Annotated in this window: 14 protein-coding genes; 11 read left to right on the top strand and 3 right to left on the bottom strand. The window is 62.3% G+C overall.

Annotated elements, in window-relative coordinates:
* Positions 1 to 15 precede the first annotated feature (15 nt).
* Together J3P91_RS10535 and J3P91_RS10530 are read right to left on the bottom strand one after the other, a co-directional pair.
* Positions 16 to 681, bottom strand: a complete 666-nt coding sequence (locus J3P91_RS10535) for an HAD family hydrolase (RefSeq protein ID WP_434603917.1) — start codon at positions 679 to 681, stop codon at positions 16 to 18.
* A gap of 169 nt (positions 682 to 850) precedes the next feature.
* Positions 851 to 2,197: an MATE family efflux transporter gene (locus tag J3P91_RS10530; protein ID WP_434568917.1), complete on the bottom strand. Its 1,347-nt coding sequence runs from the start codon at positions 2,195 to 2,197 to the stop codon at positions 851 to 853.
* Positions 2,198 to 2,466: 269 nt separating this feature from the next.
* Between J3P91_RS10530 and J3P91_RS10525 the strand changes: the two genes are divergently transcribed.
* From J3P91_RS10525 to J3P91_RS10480, 10 genes are all read left to right on the top strand, one after another.
* Positions 2,467 to 3,798 (top strand): methyl-accepting chemotaxis protein, encoded by a 1,332-nt coding sequence (locus J3P91_RS10525; protein ID WP_434603916.1) that lies wholly within the window; start codon positions 2,467 to 2,469, stop codon positions 3,796 to 3,798.
* Between the two features lie 11 nt (positions 3,799 to 3,809).
* Positions 3,810 to 4,178 carry a response regulator gene (locus J3P91_RS10520; RefSeq protein WP_042730627.1) on the top strand — a complete coding sequence of 123 codons (369 nt, stop codon included), beginning with the start codon at positions 3,810 to 3,812 and terminating at the stop codon, positions 4,176 to 4,178.
* 15 nt (positions 4,179 to 4,193) lie between these two features.
* The gene (locus J3P91_RS10515) at positions 4,194 to 4,478 is read left to right on the top strand and encodes an STAS domain-containing protein (protein ID WP_305495393.1); all 285 of its coding nucleotides are present in this window, start codon (positions 4,194 to 4,196) and stop codon (positions 4,476 to 4,478) included.
* Between the two features lie 39 nt (positions 4,479 to 4,517).
* Positions 4,518 to 6,617: a chemotaxis protein CheA gene (locus J3P91_RS10510; protein WP_434603914.1), complete on the top strand. Its 2,100-nt coding sequence runs from the start codon at positions 4,518 to 4,520 to the stop codon at positions 6,615 to 6,617.
* 32 nt (positions 6,618 to 6,649) lie between these two features.
* Complete coding sequence (locus tag J3P91_RS10505; RefSeq protein WP_434568919.1) at positions 6,650 to 8,308, top strand: methyl-accepting chemotaxis protein; 1,659 nt, start codon at positions 6,650 to 6,652, stop codon at positions 8,306 to 8,308.
* A gap of 39 nt (positions 8,309 to 8,347) precedes the next feature.
* Entirely contained in the window at positions 8,348 to 8,884 is a 537-nt protein-coding gene (locus J3P91_RS10500) for a chemotaxis protein CheW (RefSeq protein WP_305495396.1), read from the top strand.
* Positions 8,881 to 9,717: a CheR family methyltransferase gene (locus tag J3P91_RS10495; RefSeq protein ID WP_434603911.1), complete on the top strand. Its 837-nt coding sequence runs from the start codon at positions 8,881 to 8,883 to the stop codon at positions 9,715 to 9,717. Before J3P91_RS10500 ends, J3P91_RS10495 begins: the two co-directional genes overlap by 4 nt.
* On the top strand, positions 9,714 to 10,211 hold the full coding sequence (gene cheD / locus J3P91_RS10490) for a chemoreceptor glutamine deamidase CheD (RefSeq protein ID WP_434603909.1): 498 nt from the start codon (positions 9,714 to 9,716) through the stop codon (positions 10,209 to 10,211). Before J3P91_RS10495 ends, cheD begins: the two co-directional genes overlap by 4 nt.
* Before the next feature lie 2 nt (positions 10,212 to 10,213).
* Entirely contained in the window at positions 10,214 to 11,293 is a 1,080-nt protein-coding gene (locus J3P91_RS10485; protein WP_434568923.1) for a protein-glutamate methylesterase/protein-glutamine glutaminase, read from the top strand.
* A 465-nt stretch (positions 11,294 to 11,758) separates the two neighbouring features.
* A complete protein-coding gene (locus J3P91_RS10480; RefSeq protein WP_434603907.1) occupies positions 11,759 to 12,295 on the top strand; it encodes a hypothetical protein in 537 nt (178 codons plus the stop codon).
* A gap of 51 nt (positions 12,296 to 12,346) precedes the next feature.
* Here the strand turns inward: J3P91_RS10480 and J3P91_RS10475 are convergent, their stop codons facing one another.
* Positions 12,347 to 12,559, bottom strand: a complete 213-nt coding sequence (locus tag J3P91_RS10475) for an antitoxin Xre/MbcA/ParS toxin-binding domain-containing protein (protein WP_434603905.1) — start codon at positions 12,557 to 12,559, stop codon at positions 12,347 to 12,349.
* A gap of 259 nt (positions 12,560 to 12,818) precedes the next feature.
* On the opposite strand from J3P91_RS10475, the gene J3P91_RS10470 reads away from it, so the two are divergent.
* Complete coding sequence (locus J3P91_RS10470; RefSeq protein WP_434603903.1) at positions 12,819 to 13,427, top strand: DUF1349 domain-containing protein; 609 nt, start codon at positions 12,819 to 12,821, stop codon at positions 13,425 to 13,427.
* Positions 13,428 to 13,607: the final 180 nt, after the last annotated feature.

Here is a 13,607-nt window from a genome sequence, read left to right as displayed (position 1 = left end):
TCGCTCCCACAGGGTTTAGCGGTGGTTTGGAAGGTGCATCAATCCGCTCTCCACCGCGACACTCAGCCCACGGTAATCCTCGATCTGCGAGTGCAACGTCGCCACCGGATGCGTGTGCGTGGCCGTCACCACCATGACGTCCGCGCCCGCCGCCTCGCCGGCCTTGATCCCGGCTTCGGCATCCTCGAACACCAGGCATTCCTGCGGTTTCACCTGCAAGCGCTGCGCCGCGAGTAGATAGCAATCGGGGTTTGGCTTGCCGGCGTTCACGTCTTCGGCAGTCACCATCACCGCCGGACGCACAATCCCGGCTGCTTCCATGCGGCGCAAAGCCAAGGCCATGGGCGCCGAGGTGACGATTGCCCATTGCGTCGGCGGCAGGCTTTTGAGAAAGGCCAGCGCACCGGGCACCTCGACCACGCCCTCCACGTCCTCGATTTCTTCGACGGTGAGCTGCGCGGCCTCGGCCTGGGCATCCACGCCCGGCAGGTTCTGGCGGGCGACGGTGTCGACAGCGCGCACGCCATGGATGGTCGGCAGGAATTTCGCCACGTCCAGGCCATGGCGCATGGCCCAGCGTGTCCAGATCCGCTCGGTGGCGGCGACAGAGTTGAGCAGCGTGCCGTCCATGTCGAAGAGGAAGGCGCGGTAGGCGACGGGGCTGGGGAGACTGACAGGCATCGGATCCTCAATGATGAAGGGTGGATAACGGCCACTGTAACATCGTCGTGCCCCCGAACCTGTGGGAGCGAGCTTGCTCGCGATGGCGGTGGATCAGCCTGCATCGATGCTGAATGTGCCGACGCTATCGCGAGCAAGCTCGCTCCCACAGGGGCTTAGTGGCGGGCGATTACACCAACCGCTCGATCCGCTGATGCTGCCAGACCCGTTTGTAATACACCGCCTGCAAGATCAGCATGCTCAGGTAAGCCACCGGAAACGCCATCCACACCCCTTGCAGGCCGAAGTGCGCGTCCAGCAGGTAGGCCGCCGGCACTTGCACGCCGATGATGCAGAAGATCGAGATGGCCACCGGCACCAGCACCGTGCCGCTGGCGCGCATGATGCCGCCGATGATGGCCTGGAAGCCGAACACCAGCAGGCTCCAGAGCATGATGTGCAGCAGGTGCTCGGCCTGGACCCGCGCCGCCGGGTCGGTGATGAACAGCCCCAGCAGCCAGTGGGACAACAGATACCCCAGCAGCACCAGGCCACCGGTCAGCCAGACGTTGATCAACAGCCCCGTGCGCAGGATCGGCCCGAGACGTTCCAGGTGTCCGGCGCCGATGGCCTGGGCGCCGAGGATCGAGGCGGTGATGGCGATCGACAGCGCCGGAAACTGCACGTAATTGACGATCTGCGTCACCGCCCCGTAGGCGGCCGTGGCCTGGGAGCCGTGGTGATTGACCAACGCCAGGACGACCAGCTCCGACAACGAAATCACCACCATCTGCAACCCTGTCGGCAAGCCGATGCGCAGCACCTTGGCGAGAATATCCCGGTCCAGGCGCATCGCGGCGAACAGCGCGCGGTCCGGCGCCAAGGCATGCGCCCGCCGGTTGAGGCGCCACGCCAGCATGGCCATGGCCGATGCGGTGCCCACCAGGCCCGCCCACGCCGCGCTCTGGATACCCATCTGTGGCAATCCCAGCCAGCCGCGGATCAGCACCGGCGTCAGCAGCATCCCGACGCTGGTGGATACCAGCAACGCCAGCAGCGGCGAGACGGTATCACTCACACCGCGCAGCAGCTGGGTGAAGAGCACGAACACCAGTAGCATCGGCAGGATCCACATCATCACCCGCGCGTAAGAAATGGCATCTTCGAGCACATCGTCGGGCGTGCCGAGCCCTTGCAGGGCCTCGCGAGCAAAGACGCTGCCCAACACCGCGGCCACCAACCCGATGATCGCCCCCAACAGCAAAGTCGAGCCGGCGATCGCCTTCACCGTTCCGGTCTCGCCGGCGCCATAGGCCTGCCCGATCAACACGCCCGCCCCCGCGCCCAGTCCAATCACCAGGGCGATGAAGAAAAACACGATGGGAAACATCCCCGACACCGCCGCCAAAGCCTGGGTGCCGAGCATCTGGCCGATGTAGATGCTGTTGAGCGTACCGGACATCGACTGGAGGAAATTGGACAGGACCATGGGGGCCAGGAACAGCAAGTAGGTTTTCCAGAGCGGCTGGGCAGGCATGGGGGCTCGATGGCAGGTTCGAAATCAATGCCGGGTAATTTAGCTCAATCCTCTCGTTCTGTTGCAGAGATGTCGCCTTTGTGGCGATGGAGCTTGCTCCCGCTGGACTGCGCAGCAGGCCCAAAATCCATAAGGCTGATTACTTCTGGCTAAACCCGATTAAAACGGGGCCGTTGCTCGGCCCAGCGGGAGCAAGCTCCCTCGCCACGGGTTATCCGCAGGTCAGGCCTCCTCGACAATTCATGGATTTCGTCTATTCTTAGATAGCAATGTGCCATTATTTTTGTCGAAACCGGACGACTGGTCCTCAAGACCGCGTCGGCTTTGCAGATAACCAGTCATCAGCAAATATCCTGTCAGCAACACTGTTCAAGGACCGAACCATGACGTCGTATTCCCACGACCACTCCCTCGCCAAAACCCAGCCACGCATTCTCTGGCACGCCTTGATCGTGGCCGTCGCCGCAAGCGTCGGCGTGCTGGCACTCAACGGTGCGAGCACACAGAACATCGGTTTGAGCATCGTGCTGGTGGTTCTTGGCGTGGCCGTCGGCATCTTGGGCGCGCGTTCACAACGTCTTCAACTCGACGAGGCGACGGCCGCGGCCATCACCCGCCACGAGTTGCAAGCCGCCGGTCATGTTTCCCATAAAGCCACCGCGCAGCTCAACGAAGTAATCCTCGGCGCGATGCCGATCTGGGCCAAGCAAGTCGAAAGCTCACGCCAGCAGACTGAAACCGCAATCGTCTCGCTGACCACCCGCTTCACCGGTATCTCTTCGCGCCTCGAAGAGACCGTGCAAGCCTCGCAACAGGCCGCCGGCGAGTTGGCCGGCAGCGGCGGTGGCGGTGCCGTCCAGGTACTGGCGCAGAGCGAAGGTGAACTGGTCAAGGTCATCGACTCGCTGAAAACCACCCAGGCCAGCCGTGATGAAACCCTGACCCAGGTCCGCAACCTGACCGCCTACACCGGCGAACTGCGGACCATGGCCGCCGATGTCGCGGCGATTGCCGCCCAGACCAACCTGCTGGCCCTGAACGCCGCCATCGAGGCCGCCCGGGCGGGCGAAGCCGGGCGCGGTTTTGCGGTAGTGGCCGATGCGGTGCGCGCACTGTCGAGCAAATCCAGCGAGACCGGCCAGCAGATGTCGGCCAAGGTCGACGTCATCAATACCGCCATCACCCAACTGGTCCAGGCCGCCTCCAACGGCGCCGACCAGGACAGCCAGTCCGTGGCCGTGTCCGAAGGCAGCATTCAGCGCGTGCTGGAACGCTTCAAAAGCGTCACTGAGCGTCTCGCCGATTCGGCCGACATGCTGCAACGGGAAAGCTTCGGCATTCGCGACGAGCTCACCGAAGTGCTGGTCAATCTCCAATTCCAGGATCGGGTCAGCCAGATCCTCAGCCACGTGCGCGACAACATCGAGGACCTGCACGTGCATATGCAGCAGGCCAGCCAGTCGCCGGACCACGCTGCCTCCATCGACGCCCGCCAATGGCTGGCGCGCATGGAAACCACCTACGCCACCGACGAGCAACGCCGCAATCATCATGGCGACTCGGCCGCGCAACAGACTTCACAGGAAATAACCTTCTTTTAGGAGAGCCGTTCATGGCTAAAAGTGTATTGGTTGTCGACGACTCCGCGAGCGTTCGGCAGGTAGTCGGCATCGCGTTGAAAAGTGCCGGCTACGACGTGATCGAAGCCAGCGATGGCAAGGACGCATTGGGCAAGCTCACCGGGCAGAAAGTGCACCTGATCATCAGCGACGTGAACATGCCGAACATGGACGGCATCACCTTCGTCAAGGAGGTCAAAAAGCTCGCCAGCTACAAGTTCACGCCGATCATCATGCTCACCACCGAATCCCAGGAATCGAAGAAGCAGGAAGGCCAGGCCGCAGGCGCCAAGGCCTGGGTGGTCAAGCCGTTCCAACCGGCGCAGATGCTGGCGGCGGTATCCAAGCTGATTCTTCCTTGATGGCCGGAGGCTTCGATGCCGCTGCTGTACGAAACAGAAGATGACACCGCGCAGGTGCAGATCGACGGCGAGCTGACGATCTACACCGCCGCCGACCTGGCCGCACAATTGCTGCCACGGCTGGGGGCCACGCCGAACATGGCACTGGACCTGTCGCAGATCACCGAGATGGACGGCGCCGGCCTGCAACTGCTGCTGATGATTCAGCGCGAAGCACCCAAGGCCGGGACCCAACTGACGGTGACCGGCCAGAGCAAAGCCGTTACGGAGACACTCGCCCTGTGCAACCTCGTTGCCTAGAGGCCCCGCGACACGTCGGACACGACAAAGGATATGAGCGTGAGCATCAATCTCGATCAGGCACAACAAACGTTTATCGTCGAGGCACGAGAGCAGTTGCAGGCGATGGAAGAATCGCTGCTGCAACTGGAAAACGACCCCGCCGACGATGACGCCATCGGCGCAATTTTCCGCGCGGCCCACACCATCAAGGGCTCGGCCGGGCTGTTCGGCCTGGAGCCGATCGTCAGCTTCACCCACATCGTCGAAGACGTGCTCGACCGCTTGCGTGAAGGCAGCGTCGCGGTGGACCCGGGCCTGATCGCGGTGCTGCTCAAGTCCGGCGATCACATGCTGGAACTGATCGACGTGGTCGCCAACCAGGGCTCGACCTTGCAGCCCCCTGCCCTGGCTCGGGAAATGGAGTTGTGCCAGATCCTCCAGGAATACCAGGCGCCCCCGACCGCGCCCGAAACCACTACCGCAGAGGCAACTGAAACGAGCGAGTCAACCGACGCGCGCCTCTGGCACATCAGCCTGCGCTTTGGCCAGGAAGTGTTCCGCAATGGCATGGACCCGCTGTCGTTCCTGCGCTATCTGCAGACCCTCGGTGAGATCGTCGAGATCACCACGCTGACCGAAGCGATGCCGGCTATCGAAGCCTGGGATGCCGAATCCTGCTACCTGGGTTTTGATATCGGGTTTCGCTCCGCCGCCGGTCATGCCGCGATCAACGAAGTCTTCGATTTTGTTCGCGAAGATTGCGTGATCGAGATCGTTGCCGCGCCAGAGGCAGAGTCCCAGGCGAGCACCGATTTGGTCACCACCGCCCAGACAGCCAGCGAAGAAAGCACCGCCATGGTCACCACCGGCGAGCTGTTGCCAGACCAGCGCAAGACCCCGCGCATGCCGGCCCAGGTCGCGCCCGACAAACAGGCCGTGGCCAGCGACGGCAAAAGCAGGGACGGCACGTACGTCCGGGTCAACGCCGACAAACTCGACGAACTGATCAACCTGGTCGGCGAACTGGTGATCGCCAGTGCCGGCGCCAGCCTGCTGGCCCGCACGTGCCAGAACGACCCGTTGCAGGAAGCCACCTCATCGGTGTCCGGGCTGGTGGAAGAGATTCTCGATGGTGCCCTGCGCCTGCGGATGATCCCCATCGGCGAAACCTTCAACCGCTTTCGCCGGGTGGTGCGCGACGTCAGCCAGGAACTGGGCAAGGACATCGACCTGATCATCAGCGGCGCGGAAACCGAGCTGGACAAGACCGTCGTGGAAAAGATCGGCGACCCGCTCATGCACCTGCTGCGCAACGCCATGGACCACGGCATCGAAACCGCCGAGGCGCGGATGGCCGCCGGCAAACCGGCCAAGGGTCACCTGCACCTCAACGCCTACCACGACTCGGGCAGCATCGTGCTGGAAATCGCCGACGACGGCGCCGGCCTCAACCGCGACCGCATCCTGGAAAAAGCCCACGAGCGCGGCCTGATCGCCGCCGGCGCGAACCTGAGCGACCAGGAAATCTACAACCTGATTTTCGAACCCGGCTTCTCCACCGCCCAGGCCGTCACCAACCTGTCCGGGCGCGGTGTGGGCATGGACGTGGTCAAGCGCAACATCACACTGCTGCGCGGCACCGTCGACCTCGACAGCCAACCGGGCAAGGGCACCGTGGTGCGCATCCGCCTGCCGCTGACGCTGGCGATCATCAATGGCTTCCTCGTCGGCATCGGCCAGTCCACCTATGTGATTCCGTTGGACATGGTGCAGGAATGCATCGAACTGAGTGAAGACGATGGCGTCGCCAGTCGCGAACAGGGCTACCTCGACCTGCGCGGCGAAGTGCTGCCGCTGGTGTACCTGCGCGATCACTTCCATCACGAAGGCCCGGCCTCGCGCCGGCAGAACGTGGTGGTGGTGCGCTACGCCGAACTCAAGGCCGGGTTGGTGGTGGATGACCTGCTGGGTGAATTCCAGACCGTGATCAAACCCTTGGGCAAGCTGTTCGGCGCACTGCGCGGCATCAGCGGCTCGACCATTCTGGGCAGCGGTGCGGTGGCGTTGATTCTCGACGTACCTGCCCTGCTCACCCAGATCGCACAAACAGAAAACCGCTACAACCCGACCCCATTACAACAAGCCAACGCTCGCTGACGCTTCAACACTCCATGGAGAGGTATTCCCCAATGAAATGGTTCTACGACCTTAGAATCGCCACCAAACTGATCACCTCGTTCCTCGTGGTGTTGGCGCTGACCGCCGTCATGGGCGTGTTTTCGATCCACCAGCTGGGCCAGGTGAACGGCACCACCACCGAGATCCGCGAGAACTGGATGCCGTCCATGCGCGCCGCCTCGGGCATGCGCTTCTACGCAGCGAGCTTTCGCCTCAAGGAAAACCGTCATATTTCCGCCGACTCCGAGCAAGAACGCGTAACGCTGGAGCAGGAAGCCGACGAAGCGAAAAAGGCCTTCGAAACCCGTCTCGGCACCTATGAAAAACTGCTCTCCACCGCCGAAGACCGTCAACTGTTCGAAACCACCCGCAACGACTGGGCCGCTTACCTGGTGGTCAGCAAGGATCTGTTCGCGCTGTCCCGGCAGAACCAGACCGAGCAAGCCATGGCGCTGCTCAAAGGCGAGTCCAAACGCCAGTTCGACCTGGTGACAAGCGACCTGCAAAAACTCGTGGAACTGAACGACGTCGGTGCCGGCGCCGCCAGCGAACACGGCACCCAGCTGTATGAGAATGCACGCCTGTCGATCATCGCCGTGCTGGCTGCCGCCTTGCTGGTGGGCCTGGGCCTGGCGCTGTTCATCTCGCGGATCATTTCCCGTCCGCTGAAGCAGGCCGCCGCCGTCGCCGAACAACTGGCCGAAGGTAACCTGAACGCGAAAATCGAAGCCGGCTCCAAGGACGAAACCGGCATGGTGCTCAATGCCATGCAGAATATGGTTGGCAAGCTCTCGCACATCATCGGTGAAGTGCGCAACGCGGCGGACAACCTCGCCAGCGCCTCCGAAGAAGTCAGCGCCACCGCGCAATCGATGAGCCAGGCCACCAGCGAACAGGCGGCCAGCGTCGAGGAAACCAGCGCCTCCATCGAGCAGATGAGCGCCAGCATCAACCAGAACACCGAGAACGCCAAGGTTACCGACGGCATGGCCAGCAAGGCCGCCAAGGAAGCCACCGACGGCGGCGAATCGGTGCAGCAGACCGTGGTGGCGATGAAAAAAATCGCCCAGCGCATCAGCATCATCGACGACATCGCCTACCAGACCAACCTGCTGGCGCTTAACGCCGCCATCGAAGCGGCCCGCGCCGGCGAACATGGCAAAGGCTTCGCGGTGGTCGCCGCCGAAGTGCGCAAACTGGCTGAGCGCAGCCAGGTTGCCGCCCAGGAAATCGGCGAACTGTCGTCCAGCAGCGTCGACATGGCGGAGAAGGCCGGGAACCTGCTCAACGAAATGGTCCCGTCCATCAACAAGACTTCGGACCTGGTGCAAGAAATCAGTGCTGCCTCCGAAGAACAGGCCGCCGGCGTGGCGCAGATCAACACCGCCATGACTCAGCTCAACCAGGTGACCCAGCAGAACGCCTCCAGCAGCGAAGAACTGGCCGCCACCGCTGAAGAGATGAGCAGCCAGGCCGAACAGCTGCAACAGGCCATGAGCTTCTTCACCCTGGACACGCCAGCCAAGTCCGCCATGCAGAGCGCCAGGGTCGATAACACCCCAGGTCCGTCCAGCCGCAAACCGGCACGGGCACCGGCACCGGTGATGCCCAAGGCATTTGCCTACAACATGGCCAGCGCGCCGGACGAATCGGAATTCACCCGGTTCTGATGGCCCGGTTCCACAGGCTTGCCTAAAGGAGAAAAAGCTATGGGCGCCATCGCGACCACACGTCAAACCGTCAGCGCGGTCGAGGAAGAAGCGCAATACCTGACGTTCATGCTCGGCACGGAGATGTTCGCCATCGGCATCCTGTGCATCAAGGAAATCATCGAGTACGGCAACCTGACCGTCGTGCCGATGATGCCGGCCTTCGTGCGCGGGGTGATCAACCTGCGGGGTGCGGTCGTGCCGGTGGTGGACCTGTCGGCCCGTTTCGGCCGGCCAAATTCCGCCATCAGCCGGCGCAGTTGCGTGGTCATCATCGAGGCCGCCAGCGCTGATGGTCAGGCCCAGGATATCGGCCTGCTGGTGGACACGGTGTCGGCGGTGCTGGAGATCCCGGCCTCGCAGATCGAACCACCGCCGAGTTTCGGCGCGAAGATCCGCGCCGACTTCATCAGCGGCATGGCCAAGGTCGATGGCAAGTTCGTCATCGTGCTGGAGGTCGACCGGGTGCTGTCCATCGACGAGATGTCCGAACTCGCCCAGGCCAGCCCCGCTGCGTTGGAAGCGCCAGCCTCATGAGCACAGACACTTGCAAGGAACGCACAGTGAATTCAATGGCCCTCAGCGACCGGGAGTTCAGCCAGTTTCAAACCTGGCTGTACCAGGCCGCCGGCATCAACCTGTCGCCGGCCAAGAAAGCCCTGGTGGCCGGGCGGCTGTTCAAGCGCCTCAAGCACTATGAACTGGACAGTTATGGCGAATATTTCACGCTGATCATGAGCGGCCAGCGCAGCGACGAACTGCAGGTGGCGCTGGACCTGCTCACGACCAACGAGACCTATTTTTTCCGCGAGCCCAAGCACTTCGACTTTCTTCGCGACCATGTGCTGCCCCACGCGACGCCGGGCAAGACCTTCCGCCTGTGGAGCGCGGCCAGTTCCTCCGGCGAGGAGCCCTATAGCCTCGCCATGACTCTGGCCGAAAGCCTGGGCACCACGCCATGGGAAGTCATCGGTTCGGACATCAGCACCCAGGTGTTGGCCAAGGCCCGTTCCGGGCATTACCCAATGGAACGCGCGCGCAACCTGCCCCATCCGTTGCTGGTGAAATATTGCCTCAAGGGCACCGGCAGCCAGCAAGGCACGATGCTCATCGATCGGGCGCTGCGCAACCGCGTCAACTTCATCCAGGTCAACCTCAACGACACCCTGCCGGAGCTGGGGGAGTTCGATGTGATTTTCCTGCGCAACGTGATGATCTATTTCGACCAACCCACCAAAAGCAAAGTGGTTGCGCGACTGATCCCTCGGCTCAAGTCTGGCGGCTATTTCATCGTCAGCCATTCGGAGAGCCTCAATGGCGTGTCCGATGCGCTGAAATTGGTCGCCCCTTCGATTTATCGCAAGCCATGAGCGCCGCGATAAAGCAGGTAGCGGAGGTCTACCTCGGGCCGGGAGAGTTTCGCTTTGCGACCTGCCCGACCCGGCTGCGGACGATCCTCGGCTCCTGCGTGGCAATCACGCTCTGGCACCCGCAACGCAAGATCGGCGGCATGTGCCACTTCATGTTGCCCAGCCGGGTGCGGTGCTCCACCGCGCTGGACGGGATGTACGCCGATGAAGCCATCGAGCTATTCGTCCGCCAGGCCCGGGCCCATCGCACCGAGCCCGAGGAATACCAGCTCAAGCTGTTCGGCGGCGGCGAGATGTTCCCCGAATTGCAACGCCATGTGGCATTTGGCGACGTGGCACGGTCGAACGTCAACGCGGCGCTGGAAATGGCCGCGCTCTATCGCCTGGACCTGATCGCCCAGGACATGGGCAGCACCGGCCACCGGAGCATCATTTTTGACCTTTGCACGGGTGACGTCTGGGTCAGGCACCAACCGATAAGGACCCTGCACTAACCATGTCAGGCAAAAAGATAAACGTATTGCTGGTGGATGATTCCGCCGTGGTCCGCCAGGTATTGCTGGCGATCCTGAGTGACACGCCGGACATCAATGTCATCGGCGCGGCTTCCGACCCGATCTTCGCCATGGATAAACTGGCGAAGGAATGGCCCGACGTGATCGTGATGGACGTGGAAATGCCGCGCATGGACGGCATTACTTTCCTGAAAAAAATCATGAGCGAACGGCCTACCCCGGTGGTGATCTGCTCGTCGCTGACGCCCAAGGGCGCGGAAACCACCTTGCAAGCCATGGCCGCCGGTGCGGTGGAAATCATCACCAAGCCCACCAGCGGCTTGAAGAATTTCCTCTTGGAATCGGCCCCGGAACTGGTGTCCGCCATCCGTGCCGCCGCCCAGGTCAACGTCCGCAACCTGGGCAAGCGCCCGGCTCCGGCGACGCCGCTGACCCCGGCGACCAAACTCACCGCCGACGCCATGCTGCCCGCCGCCAACGGCCACGCCATGGCCCAGACCACCGAACGCATCGTCGCCATGGGCACCTCCACCGGCGGCACCCAGGCGCTGGAAGCGGTGCTCACCGCCCTGCCACGGGTGTGTCCGGGCATCGTCATCGTCCAGCACATGCCGGAAAAATTCACCGCATCCTTCGCCGCGCGGCTCAACAGCCTGTGCCAGATCGAAGTGCGCGAAGCGAAAAACAACGACCGCATCCACCCGGGCCTGGCCCTCATCGCCCCCGGCGGCAAGCACATGATGGTGACCCGCAGCGGCGCGTTCTATCACGTGCAGGTAGTGGACGGCCCGCTGGTCAATCGCCATCGCCCTTCGGTGGATGTGCTGTTCCGCTCGGTGGCGAAGTTCGCCGGCCGCAATGCCACGGGCATCATCATGACCGGCATGGGCGACGACGGCGCCCGCGGCCTCAAGGAAATGCTCGACGCCGGCAGCGCCACGGTGGCCCAGGACGAGGCTAGCTGCGTGGTGTTCGGCATGCCCAAGGAAGCCATCAAACTCAACGCCGCGCAGCGGGTGATGCCGTTGCAGGAGATTGCGCAGGTGATATTGCATCGCTGAACAAAGCACCTGTTGTTGAGTGAGAGCTGTTGTGGCGAGGGAGCTTGCTCCCGCTGGGCTGCGCAGCGGCCCCAAATACTCGGAGGCGCCGTTGCAGATCGAGTTGCCAGGGTTCAGGGCCGCTGCGCGCCCCAGCGGGAGCAAGCTCCCTCGCCACAAGAAAAGCTGTTTAAACAGGCGAGATCGTCGCCAGCACACCAATCAGCAACGTCAACGCCAGAAAACCACCCAGAAAAATCGCCATCTTCGCCATGAGCATTCTCCCAATAGAGTCATTGCGGCACGGCCGAATTGTGGAGCGGTAACTGATACCGTTACAGACGCACCTGCGACCAAAAAATGCGGATCAGCGCATAAAGCCAGAAACCCGCCAAGCCAGAACTGCAGAAGTACGCCATGATCCCGGCTATCATGCCGCACGCTCATTTGCCCGGCGTGCTGCTAGCCACCCTAAAGGATTCAGGTATGCCCCTTCCGTCACGCGCCACCCTCTTAGTCTCAGGTCTTCTGATCAGCTCTCTGTGCCTGGCCGAGGGCGAGCCGGCGGAAAGCGTCATCAAGGACTCGACCAAATCCGCGGTCTCGTCGTTCATCACCGCAGGCAAGAACCTGTTGGGCGGTGTGAGCGAAGGCGTGCTCGACGGGCGCGAGTCGGTCCAGGGCACCGATGGCGCCGCGATCATCTCCTCCGGCGAGCAAATGAAAGACCGCATCACCATCGAAGTGCTGAAGCTTGAGCCCAGCGAAGAAAACGTCACCATCACCCTCGGCTTCAAGAACAGCACCGACACCCAACTGCGCCTGATCAACCTCGGACAAACCGGCACCCTGCTGGCCATCGACCAGGCCGGCTACGCCAACCGCCTCACCGGTCTGGACAACCCCGACGAAGTCACCGTCCCACCGAAGATCGCCGTACGACAGAAATTCGTTTTCGAAGGCATGAACGAGGCGATCAGCGCCGTACGGGTCTGGGGGGCGGATTATTCGGTCAAGAAGTAGAGACATGCGCGATCAAGCAACCCAACAATCATCGCGTATCAGGCAAGGGATTCATTGATAAACCCCTTGCTCGATACGGCGCAGGTAATCCTTTACCGTTTGAAAGCCCAGCGGCTTGTCGATCAACTCCAAGGGCACATGACCGTCCAGGTACCTGCAGGGTTTCTTCAACCAGTCTTGAGCCAACGACTGGCTGCCGAACACCTCAGTCGCATGATCCAAAGTGCGGGCATACTGAAGCTTGACATCCTGACTTCCCAGCATCGATTTATCCTCACGATATGAAGTTCTTCACACAGCGTTGTGCTAGCCCATGCTAGGCGCGGCACTTCCGAAGGCCAACCCTAAAAAGTCGTCAGAGATTTCGTTCATTCACCCCATAAGCGCCCATTTTCTGTAAGAAACACACCAAACCCGTGGCGAGGGAGCTTGCTCCCGCTGGGCTGCGCAGCAGCCCCCCTCTTTCTGAACTACCCCCCGGCTCATCTGTCGACTCCAAACCCCTCGAACCAGGAGCACGACGATGCCTGACAAACCCAATACACCCCCCCACAGCCTGCTAAACGGCTCATGGCTGAACGAACCCAAAATCCACAGCGCCGCAACAACAAACTCCCTGCACCTGGAAACCGACAACGCTACCGACTTCTGGCGCGAAACCCACTACGGCTTCACCCACGACAGCGGCCATTTCCTCGGCGTCGAAGCCCCACCCAGCTTCACCTGCCAACTACGCATCCAAGGCACCTTCGAAGCCCTGTACGACCAGGCCGGCCTGATGGTCCGCATCAACGAACGCCAATGGGTCAAGGCCGGGATCGAACTGAGCGACGGCCAGGCGATGCTCGGCAGCGTACTCACCGACGGACAATCCGACTGGGCGACCAGCCCGTACACCGCCGATCCCAACGACTTCTGGATGCGCGCCACGGTCGCCAATGGCGTACTGCGCTTGCAGGTTTCCGCCGATGGACTTCGTTGGCCGCTGGTGCGCTTATGCCCGTTTCCCATCGCACCGACCTACCGCGTCGGCCCGATGGCGTGCAGCCCCAAGCGCGGCGGCTTGAAAGTCGCTTTTTCCGACTGGACGCTCGGGCCTGCGCTGGGCAAGGACTTGCATGATCTGAACTGAGCGCGGCCCCTGTTGCAGCGCTCTGTATCCGCGACACACAGCAATACAAACACACCGCCGCACGACACATCCCAGATACACGACAAGCGCCAAATGGCCCCGTCCGAACAGGCCAGTCGCGCCTTGCTTCGACCCGACGTGCCCAGCACCGGGCAAGCAACGTGACGCCGCCACGGCACA

The organism is Pseudomonas sp. Z4-7 (assembly GCF_051131965.1).
Classification (GTDB): Bacteria; Pseudomonadota; Gammaproteobacteria; order Pseudomonadales; family Pseudomonadaceae; genus Aquipseudomonas.
This window is presented reverse-complemented; position numbering and strand designations above follow the sequence as displayed.

Excerpts from the sequence above, each read along its gene's own strand:
- J3P91_RS10535 (WP_434603917.1), bottom strand. The coding sequence starts at position 681 with ATGCCTGTCAGTCTCCCCAGCCCCGTCGCCTACCGCGCCTTCCTCTTC.
- J3P91_RS10530 (WP_434568917.1), bottom strand. The coding sequence starts at position 2,197 with ATGCCTGCCCAGCCGCTCTGGAAAACCTACTTGCTGTTCCTGGCCCCC.
- J3P91_RS10525 (WP_434603916.1), top strand. The coding sequence starts at position 2,467 with ATGTGCCATTATTTTTGTCGAAACCGGACGACTGGTCCTCAAGACCGC.
- J3P91_RS10520 (WP_042730627.1), top strand. The coding sequence starts at position 3,810 with ATGGCTAAAAGTGTATTGGTTGTCGACGACTCCGCGAGCGTTCGGCAG.
- J3P91_RS10515 (WP_305495393.1), top strand. The coding sequence starts at position 4,194 with ATGCCGCTGCTGTACGAAACAGAAGATGACACCGCGCAGGTGCAGATC.
- J3P91_RS10505 (WP_434568919.1), top strand. The coding sequence starts at position 6,650 with ATGAAATGGTTCTACGACCTTAGAATCGCCACCAAACTGATCACCTCG.
- J3P91_RS10500 (WP_305495396.1), top strand. The coding sequence starts at position 8,348 with ATGGGCGCCATCGCGACCACACGTCAAACCGTCAGCGCGGTCGAGGAA.
- J3P91_RS10495 (WP_434603911.1), top strand. The coding sequence starts at position 8,881 with ATGAGCACAGACACTTGCAAGGAACGCACAGTGAATTCAATGGCCCTC.
- cheD (WP_434603909.1), top strand. The coding sequence starts at position 9,714 with ATGAGCGCCGCGATAAAGCAGGTAGCGGAGGTCTACCTCGGGCCGGGA.
- J3P91_RS10485 (WP_434568923.1), top strand. The coding sequence starts at position 10,214 with ATGTCAGGCAAAAAGATAAACGTATTGCTGGTGGATGATTCCGCCGTG.
- J3P91_RS10480 (WP_434603907.1), top strand. The coding sequence starts at position 11,759 with ATGCCCCTTCCGTCACGCGCCACCCTCTTAGTCTCAGGTCTTCTGATC.
- J3P91_RS10475 (WP_434603905.1), bottom strand. The coding sequence starts at position 12,559 with ATGCTGGGAAGTCAGGATGTCAAGCTTCAGTATGCCCGCACTTTGGAT.
- J3P91_RS10470 (WP_434603903.1), top strand. The coding sequence starts at position 12,819 with ATGCCTGACAAACCCAATACACCCCCCCACAGCCTGCTAAACGGCTCA.